Genomic DNA, 13765 nt, shown 5'->3' with positions numbered 1-13765 from the left:
GGATAGCGTGAGAGGCCCTACCCGGGTCGTGGACCGGCACGGCTTTCACACGCTGATAGACGCGCGTTCGCCGGCCGAGTTCGCCATCGACCACATCCCCGGCGCGATCAACTGCCCGGTGCTGGACGACGCCCAGCGCGTGATCGTCGGCTCGCTGTACAAGCAGCAGGGCGCTTTCGAGGCCCGGCGGGTCGGCGGCGCCATGGTGGCGGAGAACCTGGCCAAGCATTTGCGCGGGCAGTTTGCCGAGCAACCGGCCAACTGGAAGCCGCTGGTCTACTGCTGGCGTGGCGGTATGCGCAGCGGCTCGATGGTGACCTGGCTGCGCCTGGTTGGCTGGGATGCGCAGCAGCTGGCCGGCGGCTACAAGTCCTGGCGCCGCTTTGTCATCGACACACTGGAAGCGCAATGCCCGATCCTGCCGCTGCGGGTGCTGGTGGGTGCCACCGGCAGCGCCAAGACCCGGGTGCTGCAGGCGCTGGCCGCGCAAGGCCACCAGGTGCTGGACCTGGAAGGCCTGGCGGTGCACAAGGGTTCGATCCTGGGAGCGGTGCCCGGCCAGGCCCAGCCCTCGCAAACCGCTTTCGAGACCGGCATCGCCCATGTGCTGGAAAACCTGGACCCGGCACGCCCGCTGTACGTGGAGGGCGAAAGCCGCAAGATCGGCCGCCTGACCCTGCCCACGCCGCTGCTGCTACGCATGCGCGCCAGCCCCTGCATGGAAATCCGCGCCACGCCGGCCGCCCGGCTCGATTACCTGCTGCGCGACTACGCCTACCTGGGCGACGACCCGCAACTGCTGGCCGACAAACTGGGCTATTTGAAGGACTTGCACGGCAAGCAGGTGATTGGCCGCTGGCAGGCCTGGGCGCAGGAGGGGAATCTGCGTGCGTTGTTTGCCGAGCTAATGGCGCTGCACTACGACCCGCACTATGGCCGCTCGCAGAGCAATAACTTCAGCGCCTGGCCAGCGCGCCAGAGCCTGGAGACGCAGGATCTGACGCCGGCCGGCATGGACGCCCTGGCGCTGGCGGTGGCGGCATTACAAAATGCTACATAATTGCTAGCTGCTGGCGCAGGTACTACCTGCGCCAGAGCCATTATTCTTCTAAATTCTGGCGGGCTTTGGCCTGTCACCGTGGCCCTCTACAATCGGCCGATTCTTTTCTTGGAGACCTGAACATGTTTTCTTCTGACGACGATACCGGCCCTGGCGTAGTACTGGCGATTTTGTTTGGCGTGGTTGCGGCCGTCATCGGCCTGGTGATCGGCCTGGGCATCTACAAAACCCATATGCCCAAGCAAGCCGCACCCGCGGCGGTAGAAGTGGTCGAGATCGATGGCGCCAGCGTGAAGGTGGAAAACGGCGTGGTCAAGTTCTACTTTGCCACCGCCAAGGCCGACATCGCCGCCGGCGCCAAAGAAGCTTTGGCCGATGTGGTGAAGCTGGGTTCTGAAGGCAAGTCGCTGCGCATCAGCGGCTTCCATGACGCCACCGGCGACCAGGCAAAAAATGAAGAACTGGCCAAGCAGCGCGCCCTGGTAGTGCGCGACACCCTGGTCGGCCTGGGCGTGGTGGCCGACAAGATCGAGCTGGTCAAGCCCGAGATGCTGACCGGCAGCGGCAGCAATGCCGAAGCCCGTCGCGTTGAAGTTGTCGTGATTCAGTAACACTCCGGCTGCATCAGGCAGCCGAGAAGTCCACCAGCGGCTCGTCGTAAATCGCGGTGCGCAGCACCCCGTCTGCAGTCACCACGCCGCGGTACATGCCCGCGCAGTTGAACGGCAGTGCAAAGCTGCCGTCCTTGTCCACCGCAATCACCCCGCCCGAGCCGCCGGCCGGGCCCAGCAGGTCCACCACCACCACCCGCGCGGCTGCTTCCAGCCCCAGGCCAGCAAAACGCAGGCGCGCATCGATTTCGTGGGCCGCCGCATAGCGGATGAAGATTTCTCCATGGCCGGTGGCCGATACGGCGCAGCTGGCGTCGCTGGCCCAGGTGCCGGCGCCGATGACCGGGCTGTCGCCCACACGCCCCGGCGCCTTGGCCGTCATGCCGCCGGTGGAGGTGGCGGCCGCCAGGTGGCCGTGCATGTCGCGCGCTACCGCGCCCACCGTGCCGTGCTTGCGGGATTCGTCCTGGTCTTGCGTGCCGCTGCGGCGCATGGCTAGCGTCTCTTGCAAGGCCTGCCAGCGCGCTTCGGTGAAGAAATAGGCGGCATCCTCCATGGCGATGCCCTGGGCCTGGCAGAAGGCGAGGGCGCTGTCGCCGATCAGCAATACATGTTCGGACTGCTCCATTACCGCCCGTGCAGCCAGGATGGGGTTGCGCGGGCCGCAGATGCCGGCCACCGCGCCGGCAGCGTGGTTGCGGCCGTCCATGATGGCGGCGTCCATCTCCTGCTTACCAGCGCTGGTGTAGACCGCACCGCGGCCGGCGTTGAACAGCGGCTCGTCTTCCAGTTCCATCACCGCGGCAGTGACGGCGTCGAGCGCCGCGCCGCCAGCCGCCAGTACCAGCCTGCCGGCTTCCAGGGCCCGGCGCAGGCCGGCGTGGTAGGCGGCTGCGCGCTCGGGGCTCATGCTGCTGCGCAGAATCGTGCCCGCGCCGCCATGGACGGCGAGGGTGAAACCGATGGGGGAAGGTGTGGTGTGTTGCGTCATGAAAAAGGGCTGGTAGCGTGCGCTGGGCATGCTACCAGCCCCGGCGGGCTTGGGGCGTGGGTAGATGCTTACTGCACCGCCACCTCGACCCGCCGCGCCTCGGCAGGCGGGCCATCGGCCTGGGTTTGTTCGGGCTTCTTCAGCTCGATCTTGTCTTCGGCTACGCCGGCGGCCTTCAGCGCATCGCGCACGGCCAGTGCGCGCTGCTTGGCCAGCTCCTGGTTTTTCGCCGGGTCGCCGGTGGCGTCGTGGAAGCCGCTGACCACGGCCTTCTTACCGTCAGCCATGGCCTTGGCTACATCGGTCAGTGCCGCAGCAGCACCGGCGGCCAGATCGGCCTGGCCGCTGGCAAAGTAGAGCTTGACGACGCCGTTGTCTACCCTGATGGACGCGCCATCCTCCGGCGCCATGCCTTGTATTTTGGCCGACGCTGGCGCGCCGGCGCTGGCGTGGGCTCCGGCCATCGGCATGCTGCCGCCATGGATTTGCATCACCAGCGGTACGATCAGCAAAGCCACGATGTTGATGATCTTGATCAGCGGGTTCACCGCCGGGCCGGCCGTGTCCTTGTACGGGTCGCCCACGGTGTCGCCGGTGACGGCGGCTTTGTGTGTCTCGCTGCCCTTGCCGCCGTGGTGGCCGTCTTCGATGTATTTCTTGGCGTTGTCCCAGGCGCCGCCGCCGGTGCACATGGAGATCGCCACGAACAGGCCAGTAACGATGGTGCCCATCAGCAGGCCACCCAGCGCCGCGGGACCGAGTAGCAGGCCGACCAGAATCGGTACCACCACCGGCAGCAGCGAGGGGATCATCATTTCCTTGATGGCCGCGGTGGTCAGCATGTCGACCGCCTTGCCGTATTCGGGCTTGGCCGTGCCTTCCATGATGCCCTTGATCTCGCGGAACTGGCGCCGTACCTCCACCACCACGCTGCCGGCGGCACGGCCCACGGCCTCCATCGCCATCGCGCCGAACAGGTAGGGGATCAGCCCGCCGATGAACAGGCCGATGATGACCATCGGATTGCTCAGGTCGAAGGTGATCTTGCTGCCATAGGCATCGAGCTTGTGGGTGTAGTCGGCGAACAGCACCAGCGCCGCCAGGCCGGCGGAGCCGATGGCATAGCCCTTGGTGACGGCCTTGGTGGTGTTGCCCACCGCGTCTAGCGGGTCGGTCACGTCGCGCACGCTTTTCGGCATCTCGGCCATTTCGGCAATGCCGCCGGCGTTGTCGGTGATCGGGCCGTAGGCGTCCAAAGCCACCACGATGCCGGCCATGCTCAGCATCGACGTGGCGGCGATCGCAATGCCGTACAGGCCGGCCAGATGGAAGGCGGTCCAGATGGCGACGCAGACAAAAATCACCGGCCAGGCTGTGGAGCGCATGGACACACCCAGGCCGGCGATGATGTTGGTGCCGTGGCCGGTGGTCGATGCCTGGGCGATGTGCTGCACCGGTGCGTACTGCGTGCCGGTGTAGTACTCGGTGATCCACACCAGTGCGGCGGTCAGCACCAGGCCGACGGCGCAGGCGCCGTACAGCTTCATGGCCGCGCCGGTACCGCCGAGCGCGTTGTCGGGCACCAGGGCGGTGGTGACGAAATAGAAGGCGATCAGCGACAGCACGCCGGCCACCGCCAGGCCCTTGTACAGCGCGGGCATCACGTTCTTCATGCCCGGCGAGGCGACCACGAAGAAGCAGCCGATGATGGATGCGACGATGGACACCGCGCCCAGCGCCAGCGGGTAGACCACGGTGCTGCTGCCGCCGCCGGTGGCCAGCAAAGCGCCCAGCACCATGGTGGCGATCAGCGTGACCGCATAGGTCTCGAACAGGTCGGCGGCCATGCCTGCGCAGTCGCCTACGTTGTCGCCCACGTTGTCGGCAATCACCGCCGGGTTGCGGGGGTCGTCCTCGGGGATGCCAGCCTCGACCTTGCCCACCAGGTCGGCGCCCACGTCGGCGCCCTTGGTGAAGATGCCGCCGCCGAGCCGCGCAAAGATGGAGATCAGCGACGAGCCAAACGCAAAGCCGATCAGCGGGTTCAACCGGGCTGCGGTGGGGGCGCCGTCCGGCACCAGAAACCAGTAGAAGCCGGTCACGCCCAGCAGGCCCAGGCCGACCACCAGCATGCCGGTGATGGCACCGCCGCGGAACGCCACGGTCAGCGCCGGGCCTATGCCCTTGGTGGCTGCCTGTGCGGTGCGCACATTTGCGCGTACCGACACATTCATGCCGATGAAACCACAGGCGCCCGATAAGGCTGCGCCGATTACGAAGCCGATGGCCGACAGAGCGTCCAGAAAAAACAGAATCAGAATGGCCAGTACCAGGCCGACGATGGCGATGGTGCGGTATTGGCGGGCCAGATAGGCGGCAGCGCCCGTCTGGATGGCGCCGGCAATTTCCTGCATCCGCGCATTGCCTGCGTCTTGGGACAGTATCCAGCTGCGGGCCCAGAACCCGTAAGCCACCGCGATGAATCCACACACGAGCGCCAGAATCAGCGCTGAGTTGCTTGCCATAGGGATGTCTCCTTTTTAGTCGTTGTTTCGCGAGATGGGAGCGCAACGCTAGCGAGGCTCCCGCTGCGTTGCTTCCTCGCGGATCCGACATTTGAAAGGGCGGAGACGATTGGCCAACGTCCTCAATATAAAGGATAAACCGGGCAGAAACTGCGGTAACACTTTGTGTAGCGTACGTAAACCCTAGGGGATCACCCTACATTCCGCAGCGCACCCCAGATTGCTTTTCGAGGGCTCGCCCTGGAGCACGGCGTAGGTGCAGATTGATCCCCTGGATGGAGTCCATCCGGGGGCCGTATGGCTTCTTTCAAGGGACTTTTCTTATGGCTAAAAATGCACTGCGATCCTGTCGCATGTGGGGACTGGGTTTGCTCACGGCGGTCAGCTTGCTGGCCTGTGGTGGCGGTAGCGGCGGTAGTGCCAGTACGCCTACGCCGACGACTTCGATGACAGCAGTGTCGGGCAAGGCGCTGGACCAAAGCACCGGCCTGGGGATCGCCGGTGTGACGGTACGCGTGGGCTCGCTGAGCACTACCACCGCGGCCGACGGCAGCTTCACTTTGTCTGGTGTCACGGCGGGTAGTCGCGTGACCGTGGTGTTCGAGTCCACCGCATACGCCGAAGGCGCGCGCGTGGCCAACGTAGTGGCCGATGCCACCACCGATGTCCAGGCCCGCTTGATCCCGGTAGGCATCAGCACCAATGTAGCCGTCGCTACTGGTGGCTCGGTCACGATACCGGGCAGCACGGCCAGCGTCACGCTGCCCGCCAATGGCGTGCAGCGCGCCGATGGCAGCATCCCGACCGGCAACATCACCGTGCGGCTGACCGACATCAATCCGGCCGTCGATACGACCCTGATGCCTGGCGACTTCACCGCTGCGGCGGCAGGTGGCGGGACCAATCCGATTGAAAGCTTTGGCGCCATCAGTGTGACCCTGACCGATTCCGCCGGCGTGGCACTGAATCTGAAGAGCGGCCAGACCGCCACCATCCGCATTCCGGTGTCATCGCGCAGCAGCAGCGTGCCGGCCAGCATTCCGCTGTTCTACTTCAACACCACGACGGGCCTGTGGCAGCAGGAGGGCACGGCCACACTGGTGGGCACCGGCGCCAGCGCCTACTACGAGGGCACGGTCAGCCATTTCACGGTCTGGAATGCCGACCAGGTCTACAACACCATCATCTACCACGGCTGCATGAAGAATGCGGCAGGCGCGGTGGTGGCGAATGCGCTGGTCACCAGCGACGGTATCGACTACACCGGCACCAGCTCGGTCTACACCGACGCCAACGGCAACTTTAGCTTGCCGATCCGCCGCAGCAGCATCGCCACCATCGTGGGCCTGTCTGCCGGGCGTTTGACCAACACTGTGCGTAACGCGTCGAGCGCGGTGGACATCAATGTGACCGACTGCCTGACGCTGGGCTCGACCGGAGCTGGTGTCACCATGAAGCTGACCTGGGGCGCTTTGCCGAGCGATCTGGACTCGCACCTCATCACCCCTAGCGGAGAGCATGTGTATTTCAGCAATGACGGCCTTTTGCTGGCACAGCCTTTCGCCAATCTGGATGTGGATGACACGACCAGCTACGGCCCTGAAGTCGTTACCCTGACCAAGCTGATGGTCGGTACCTACAAGTACTCGGTGCACAACTACTCCGGCTATGGAGCCGGCCCGATTGCCCAGTCTGGCGCCCGGGTTGAGCTCAACATTCCCGGCCGCAGCCTGCAGCTGATCACGCCGCCAACCAGCGGCGAGTCGGCCAGCACCGATTACTGGAACCTGTTCGAGTTTGATGTCAGCGCCAGCTGCGTGATCACGGTGCGCTCTGTGGGTACCTACACGGCCAACTTGCCGACGATCCCGGCAAGCAACACGCCGCAGTACTGCACGGCACCTTAAACGGGACGGGGCTCAGGCCCTGTAAACAGGCGACACGGCATGCAGGTGCCGTGTCGCCTTTTCCGTTTCAGCCTGGGCCGTCAGGCCGGCGTCACCCGGCTGAGGCAAAATCACGGCCCAGCAAGCAAGCTTTTTTAACTTCAACTTCCATAGACAACCATGTCCCTGAACAACGTACCCCCAGGCAAGAACGCCCCCGATGCCTTCAACGTCGTGATCGAAATCCCGATGAACGCCGACCCGATCAAGTACGAAGTGGACAAAGAATCCGGCGCGATCTTTGTGGACCGCTTCATGACCACGGCCATGCACTACCCGACCAACTACGGCTACGTGCCCCAGACCCTGAGCGGCGACGGCGACCCTGTGGATGTGCTGGTGATCACCCCATACCCGCTGTTCCCCGGCGTGGTAGTGACCTGCCGCCCCATCGGCATCTTGATGATGGAAGACGAAGCCGGCGTGGACGGCAAGGTGCTGGCCGTGCCCACCGACAAGATCCTGCCGATCTACACCCACTGGCAAAAAATCGAAGACGTGAACCAGATGCGCCTGAAGGCCATCAGCCATTTCTTCGAACACTATAAAGACCTGGAAAAGGGCAAATGGGTCAAGGTCATTGGCTGGGAAGGCATTGACGCGGCCAAGAAGGAAATTACCGACGGCATGGCCAACTACATCAAGTCCAAAGCTTAAATTTATAAGCCAAATCGGCACCTAGCGCAGGTAATACCAGCGCTAGGTGCTATTTTTTTGATAGTAACTGTATGAAAAGCAAAGCCAGCAGCGGTGGCCTGGTGTATTCCACCGAAACCGGCCGCATGTGCCCGGTCTGCCGCAAACCGGTGGCCGACTGCATCTGCGGCCAGAAGCCGCTGCCCAAGACCGACGGCATCGTGCGCGTGTCGCGCGAAACCAAGGGCCGGGCCGGTAAGGGCGTGACCCTGGTGAAAGGCGTGCCGCTGGACCTGGCGGGCCTGACTACGCTGGGCAAGCAGTTGAAAGCCGCCTGCGGCAGCGGCGGCACGGTGAAAGACGGCGTGATCGAAGTGCAGGGCGACCACTGTGACACGGTGATCGCGCTGCTGCAGAAGCAGGGCTATACGGTCAAGCGCGCAGGGGGTTAGCCGGCCAGTATCTGCTCCATCACCCAGGTCGCGCGCTGCGCGGTCTGGCCTGTCGATGGGTGGAGAACTTGTCCATTGATGTGCTTTTGCATGTTCTCTATGTGGAAGAACTGGATGTTTTCCGGGTGGGCGATCTCCAGACTTTGCGTGCCATCCGCGGTCTGCAGCTGCACCGGCTGTTCGCCGAAGACTGAAAACTTGATTTGCCCCTGGCTGCCGTGGATCAGCATCTCGTCCAGCGCACCAGCCGCACCAAAATTCCAATAGCCCGAACCTGTAGCCCCGCTGGCAAACTGCCAGACGCCGCTGACCGCATCTGCCGCCGCGTACAGGCCTTGCTGGTTGCTGGCGATGCCTTTGGCCTGGCAGATGTCGCCTAGCAGATGCCCCATCAGGTCCAGGCCGTGGCTGGCCAGGTCTTCAAAATAGCCACCGCCGGCCACTTTCGGGTCGGTGCGCCAATTGGCGGTGTGGGCCAAGTCAGCCGTATTCGGCTTGCGGCTGAATGACCAATGGACATGCCGCACCGCGCCAATCGCGCCCTGGTCCAGCCACTGCTTGACCTGCGCAAAGCGCGGCAGCGAGCGCCGGTAGTAGGACACGAACAAGGGCAGTCCGGCGGCCTCGAAGGCGGCCACCATCTCCAGGCATTCGCGGTGGCTGGGTGCCATGGGCTTTTCCACGCAGCAGATCTTGCCGGCGACGGCGACCTTCAGTGCGTAGAAATGGTGGCTGTCGGGCGGGGTGGCGATGTAGATGGCGTTAACCTCGGGGTCGTGGATCAGCGCGTCGGCGTCGGACGTCCAGCGCGGCACGCCATGGCGTTCGGCATACGACTGGGCCAACGCGGCATTGCGGCGCATCACCGCGACCAGGCGCGAGCCCGCAACCTTGTTGAAAGCCGGGCCGCTTTTGCGTTCGGTGACGGCGCCGCAGCCGATGATGCCCCAGGCCAGTGGGGTGGTGGTTTGGTGCATGGGGCCAGTGTAAAGTCGCCGCCCATGGACTCCGAACAACTCCAACGCCTGGTCACCGTGCAAATGCCTTTTGGCAAGCACCAGGGCACCCTGATTGCCGACCTGCCAGGCAACTACCTCAACTGGTTTGCGCGCGAAGGCTTTCCGCCCGGCGACATCGGCCGGCTGCTGGCCTTGATGCACGAGATCGACCACAACGGCTTGTCGGATCTGCTGAGGCCCTTGCGCAAGTAGCTGTGTACTGGCTTTGTATGGAGTGTCGTATGGAGCCCCTAGAATGCGGGGTTACCCCGACCGCCTTACAGGACTCTGCACTTGCACCCTGATACCGCCACGCCTTCCTTCCAAGCCGATCCTTTGGCCGACAGCACGATTGCCGGCATCGTAGGACCCTGGCCTTCGGTACCCGACACCGCCAGCGCCAGCGCCAGCGCGCGCACCCTGGCGCAGGCTGACCAGTGGCTGCGCATCGCCCAGGTGAACCGGCTTATTGGCCAGTGGCAGAGCAATGCCCAGCTGCCCGGCTGGCAAGCGCCGCCCGACACACCACCCGAAATGGCTGCGGCCCTGCAAGCCTATCTGCAGGCCGCGCAGGTGCTGCCCGACTGGGCCGACCCTGCAAAAATCCAGCGCGCCGAAGTCCTGTTCATGGACTTTGGCGCCTTGTCCTGCGTGCTGTTGTTTTGCTCCAGCCTGCCCGAGTGTTATGTGGTGCCCGACCTGGCGGCCGTGCTGCAAGACACCGGCCAACTGGTGCAGCGCACCGACTACCGCATCCGTGCCACCGCGGCCATGGTGTTCCCGGTGATGTTGCACGGCGGCTTGACCGACGCCAGCGGCGCCGGCGTGGCCCAGGTGCTCAAGGTGCGCCTGATCCATGCGATGGTGCGGCATCTGATCCTGCGCGGCAGCCCGACCGAAGCCTTGCAGGCCGATGCCGCCCCCGTGCCCGCGTTGGCCGATAGCTCCCAGGACATGTACCAGGCCTTGTTTGCGCGCGGCTGGAACACCCGCGACGACGGACTGCCCTGCAACCAGCAGGAACTGGCCTATACCTTGCTCACCTTCGGCTATGTTTTTCTACGCAGCTTGCGCCGCCTGGGCCTGGCCTTGCCCGCGGCGGACGAGGAAGCCTATCTGCACGCCTGGAACGTGGTCGGCCATGTGCTCGGCATCGAGCGCAGCCTCATGGCCGACACCATGGCCCAGGCCGAAACCCTGTTCGCCCGCTTCCAGGCCGACGGCCAGGCCCACCCGGTCACGCCCGACCCGCGGCCGCCGCTGGCCCTGGCGCTGATGAACGTGATGGAGCAGGTGATTCCCTGGCGGCTGGTGCGGCCGTTCCCAGTGCTGATCACCGGTTATCTGTGCGGCGGTGCCACCATGCAGGCCCTGGGCCTGACCGGGCCGGTGGCCTGGTTGTCGCGCATGGCGTTTACGCTGTGCATGGCCTTGGTGCGCGGCATCGACACGGTGGTGCGCTGGGTGTTCCCCGAATTCTCGATATCGCGCTTCATCACCCGCATCCTCGGCTACCAGTTCATGGCCCAGCTATTGATGGACCAGACCCGGCCGCTGAAGCTGCCGCAGCGCCTGCTCGACCAGGTGGGCGGCATGATGGACCAGTGGAGCGATGACCCCAAGGCGCCACGCTGGATGAACCGCCTGGAAGACCGCATGACGACCCGCGGCAGCTGGCGCCAATCGTCGCGCGCCACTTGACTCCCATGCAGCGATTGGCCCCGATGTTCCTGTTCCGCCAGCTGACCCGTCTTTTCGGCCGGTGGGCGCTGGGCTGGCTGGCGGCTTTGCCCCTGCTGGGCCTGGCCGCGCCCCTGGTGGTGCACGAGGACACGCCGCAGATCGATCTGTGGCAGTCTGTCAGCATCCTGCCCGACCCGGGTCGCCAGCTGGACATTGCGCAAATACTCCAGCAGACCCCGCTGTTTGAGCCGCCCCGCGGCGCCCATTCCACCCTGGGCCTGCGGCCTGAGCCGGTGTGGCTGAGGGTGCCGTTCAGCGTGGACGCCAGCGCCGGCCTGCAGCGGGTGCTGGACATCGACTACCCGGTGCTGAACCGCATCGACGCCTACCTGGTGCGCGGCGGCCAGATCGAACAGCAGGCACTGATGGGCAATCTGCAGATGGACCCAGACCATCCACGCGCCTCGCGCTCGCACAGCATGATCGTGCAGCTGCAGCCCGGCCAGAGCTATACCCTGCTGTTGCGCATTGAGACCACCGGCGCCATGGTGGTGCCCATTACCTTGAGCACGCCGGCGGCGTTTCTGGTCCAGGCGCTGCGCGAACAAATGCTGCAGGGACTGATGATCGGCTTGTCGCTGTGCCTGCTGGCCTACAGCCTGACGCACTGGCTAGGCCTGCGCGACCTGGTGTTCATGAAGTACGCCTTGATCGTGGGCGGAGGCCTGCTGTTCTCGCTACTGCAGTTCGGCATTGGCGCGCAGTATCTGTGGCCTGGCAACCGCTGGATGGAGCTGCACATGGCGCCGCTGGCCGCGTTGATGTCCAGCTGCGGCTTCTTCCTGTTCTTCGAGCATGTGCTGCTGGGGCCGGACAGCCACCGCTTCTTCAGCCGCGTGATGAAGAGCGGCGCCCTGCTGACCGTGGTGGTGGCGCTGGTGTTTGCGGCCGACGGCCTGACCACCCGCGCCGTCAGCGCCATCATCGGCGTGCTGGGCTTGACGCCCACCTTGCTGGCCTTGCCGGGGGCGATCCGCCGGGTGCGGCAGGGGGATTCGATGGGCATCTACATCTTGCTTGGGGCCTTGCTGTACTTCTCGGCGGCCGCCACCATGACGGGCGTGATCTTCGGCCACATCCCGATGAACGGCTGGACCCAGCATTCGGTGCAGCTGGCCACGCTGCTTGACACCATGCTGCTGATGCGCTTGCTCAGCCTGCGTTCCACTGCGGTACAGCACGCGGCCAAGCGGGCCAACCAGGAGCGCGACGCCATGCACTCCCTGGCCCACACCGACCCGCTGACCGGCCTGCCGAACCGCCGCGGCCTCAGCGCCGCGCTGACCGCGGCCCTGCCACACTGCACCATCGACAATCTTGTGGCCATCTTTGTGTTGGACTTGGACGGCTTCAAGCCCGTCAACGACCGGTATGGCCATGATGTGGGTGACGAGCTGTTGATTGCTGTGGCCGATAGGCTGCAGCAGCTGATGCGGCACAACGACGTGGTGGCGCGGTTGGGCGGAGATGAGTTTGTGGTCATGGCCGGTGGCTTGCACCGTGACGAGCAGGCGCAGGAGCTGGGGCAGGAGCTGCTGGATGCGTTCCGCGAGCCGTTCCAGCTGCGCGAGCAGCGCTGCCAGGTCGGCATGACCATAGGCTACGCGCTGGCTCCACACGACGGCAGCGACGCGCTGACCCTGATCAAACGCGCCGACGCCGCCATGTACCTGGGCAAGCAGGAGGGCAAGCACTGCCTGCGCCGAACCGATGCCGAGCCTACCGCGCCCGGCCTGCTGGAAGCCCTGGCCTGATCAGCGGCGCTGCAGGTCGGCGCGCAATTCCGCGGTGATCTGGTAGGAGCGCAGCCGGGCCGCGTGGTCGTAGATTTGCGAGGTCAGCATCAGCTCGTCGGCCCCGGTCTGGTCCAGAAATGTCTGCATCGCTCGGCGCACGGTGTCGGGCGAGCCGACGGCCGCGCAGGACAAGGCCTGCTCGATCATGGACCGCTCGGGCGCTTGCAGGCGGTCCGCGTAGCCGTCCACCGGCGGCTGCAGCATTGACGGCCGGCCGCTGCGCAGGTTCACAAAGGCCTGCTGCAAAGAGCTGAACAAGAACTGCCCGGCTGCATCCGTCTCCGCCGCAAAAACATTGAAGCCCAGCATCACATAGGGCTTGGCCAGCTGGGCAGAAGGCTTGAAGCGGGCACGGTAGATGGCGATGGCCGACAGCATCTGCGCCGGCGCGAAGTGCGAGGCAAACGCGTAGGGCAGGCCGAGTTCGGCCGCCAGCTGGGCGCCAAAAGTGCTGGAGCCCAAGATCCACAACGGCACATTCAGCCCTGCGCCGGGTACGGCGCGCAGGGTCTGACCGGGCTGCACTGGCGCGAAGTAATGCTGCAGCTCCACCACGTCCTGCGGGAACTGGTCGGAGTCCGACTGCAGGTCGCGCCGCAATGCGCGGGCTGTGGCCTGGTCGGAGCCGGGTGCGCGGCCTAGGCCCAGGTCGATGCGTCCCGGGAACAACGACTCCAGCGTGCCGAACTGCTCGGCAATCACCATCGGCGAATGGTTGGGCAGCATCACGCCACCCGCGCCTACGCGGATGTGTTGGGTGCCAGCTGCTACGTGGCCTATGACCACCGCGGTGGCCGCGCTGGCAATGCCGCGCATGCCATGGTGCTCGGCCAGCCAGTAGCGCTGGTAGCCCCAGCGCTCGGCGTGCTGCGCCAGGTCCAGGGTGTTGCGGAACGAGTCGGCTGCGGTGCCGCCCTCAGTGATGGGGGCGAGGTCTAAAACGGATAAAGGAATCATGCTGGAGTTGGCTCACCCCCAGGCTGCAGCGCTGCGCGTCTTTCGCCAAC

The 13765-nt window shown here is 65.1% G+C and carries 12 protein-coding genes; 8 read left to right on the top strand and 4 right to left on the bottom strand.

Annotation, left to right across the window (positions count from 1 at the left end):
• Positions 1-7 precede the first annotated feature (7 nt).
• Complete coding sequence (mnmH, locus tag BLT66_RS03440) at positions 8-1060, top strand: tRNA 2-selenouridine(34) synthase MnmH (RefSeq protein WP_092755737.1); 1053 nt, start codon at positions 8-10, stop codon at positions 1058-1060.
• Positions 1061-1176: 116 nt separating this feature from the next.
• Positions 1177-1671 carry an OmpA family protein gene (locus tag BLT66_RS03435; RefSeq protein ID WP_092756992.1) on the top strand — a complete coding sequence of 165 codons (495 nt, stop codon included), beginning with the start codon at positions 1177-1179 and terminating at the stop codon, positions 1669-1671.
• Positions 1672-1684: 13 nt separating this feature from the next.
• Here the strand turns inward: BLT66_RS03435 and BLT66_RS03430 are convergent, their stop codons facing one another.
• Positions 1685-2662 carry an isoaspartyl peptidase/L-asparaginase family protein gene (locus BLT66_RS03430; protein ID WP_092756991.1) on the bottom strand — a complete coding sequence of 326 codons (978 nt, stop codon included), beginning with the start codon at positions 2660-2662 and terminating at the stop codon, positions 1685-1687.
• Positions 2663-2730: 68 nt separating this feature from the next.
• Positions 2731-5187 carry a sodium-translocating pyrophosphatase gene (locus BLT66_RS03425; RefSeq protein ID WP_092755735.1) on the bottom strand — a complete coding sequence of 819 codons (2457 nt, stop codon included), beginning with the start codon at positions 5185-5187 and terminating at the stop codon, positions 2731-2733.
• A 323-nt stretch (positions 5188-5510) separates the two neighbouring features.
• Between BLT66_RS03425 and BLT66_RS03420 the strand changes: the two genes are divergently transcribed.
• From BLT66_RS03420 to BLT66_RS03410, 3 genes are all read left to right on the top strand, one after another.
• On the top strand, positions 5511-7094 hold the full coding sequence (locus BLT66_RS03420; RefSeq protein ID WP_143029137.1) for a hypothetical protein: 1584 nt from the start codon (positions 5511-5513) through the stop codon (positions 7092-7094).
• A 159-nt stretch (positions 7095-7253) separates the two neighbouring features.
• Entirely contained in the window at positions 7254-7790 is a 537-nt protein-coding gene (gene ppa, locus BLT66_RS03415; RefSeq protein WP_092755732.1) for an inorganic diphosphatase, read from the top strand.
• Positions 7791-7861: 71 nt separating this feature from the next.
• Positions 7862-8221, top strand: a complete 360-nt coding sequence (locus tag BLT66_RS03410) for a translation initiation factor Sui1 (protein WP_092755730.1) — start codon at positions 7862-7864, stop codon at positions 8219-8221.
• Here the strand turns inward: BLT66_RS03410 and BLT66_RS03405 are convergent.
• Entirely contained in the window at positions 8218-9198 is a 981-nt protein-coding gene (locus BLT66_RS03405) for a Gfo/Idh/MocA family protein (RefSeq protein ID WP_092755728.1), read from the bottom strand. The genes BLT66_RS03410 and BLT66_RS03405 overlap by 4 nt on opposite strands.
• 24 nt (positions 9199-9222) lie before the next feature.
• On the opposite strand from BLT66_RS03405, the gene BLT66_RS03400 reads away from it, so the two are divergent.
• The 3 genes from BLT66_RS03400 (at position 9223) to BLT66_RS27370 (ending at position 12716) form a co-directional block, all read left to right on the top strand.
• Positions 9223-9432 (top strand): DUF3820 family protein, encoded by a 210-nt coding sequence (locus tag BLT66_RS03400; protein WP_092755726.1) that lies wholly within the window; start codon positions 9223-9225, stop codon positions 9430-9432.
• A gap of 81 nt (positions 9433-9513) precedes the next feature.
• Positions 9514-10920 (top strand): oxygenase MpaB family protein, encoded by a 1407-nt coding sequence (locus BLT66_RS03395; RefSeq protein ID WP_255406746.1) that lies wholly within the window; start codon positions 9514-9516, stop codon positions 10918-10920.
• Between the two features lie 5 nt (positions 10921-10925).
• A complete protein-coding gene (locus BLT66_RS27370; protein ID WP_092755722.1) occupies positions 10926-12716 on the top strand; it encodes a diguanylate cyclase in 1791 nt (596 codons plus the stop codon).
• Here the strand turns inward: BLT66_RS27370 and BLT66_RS03385 are convergent, their stop codons facing one another.
• Positions 12717-13715, bottom strand: a complete 999-nt coding sequence (locus tag BLT66_RS03385; protein WP_092755720.1) for an LLM class flavin-dependent oxidoreductase — start codon at positions 13713-13715, stop codon at positions 12717-12719. It lies immediately after the preceding gene.
• Between the last annotated feature and the right edge of the window lie 50 nt (positions 13716-13765).

Source organism: Rhodoferax sp. OV413, assembly GCF_900104385.1.
In the GTDB taxonomy this organism is placed as follows: domain Bacteria; phylum Pseudomonadota; class Gammaproteobacteria; order Burkholderiales; family Burkholderiaceae_C; genus Rhodoferax_B.
Note: the sequence above shows the minus strand (reverse complement) of the source record. Positions and strands in the feature narration are given on the sequence as shown.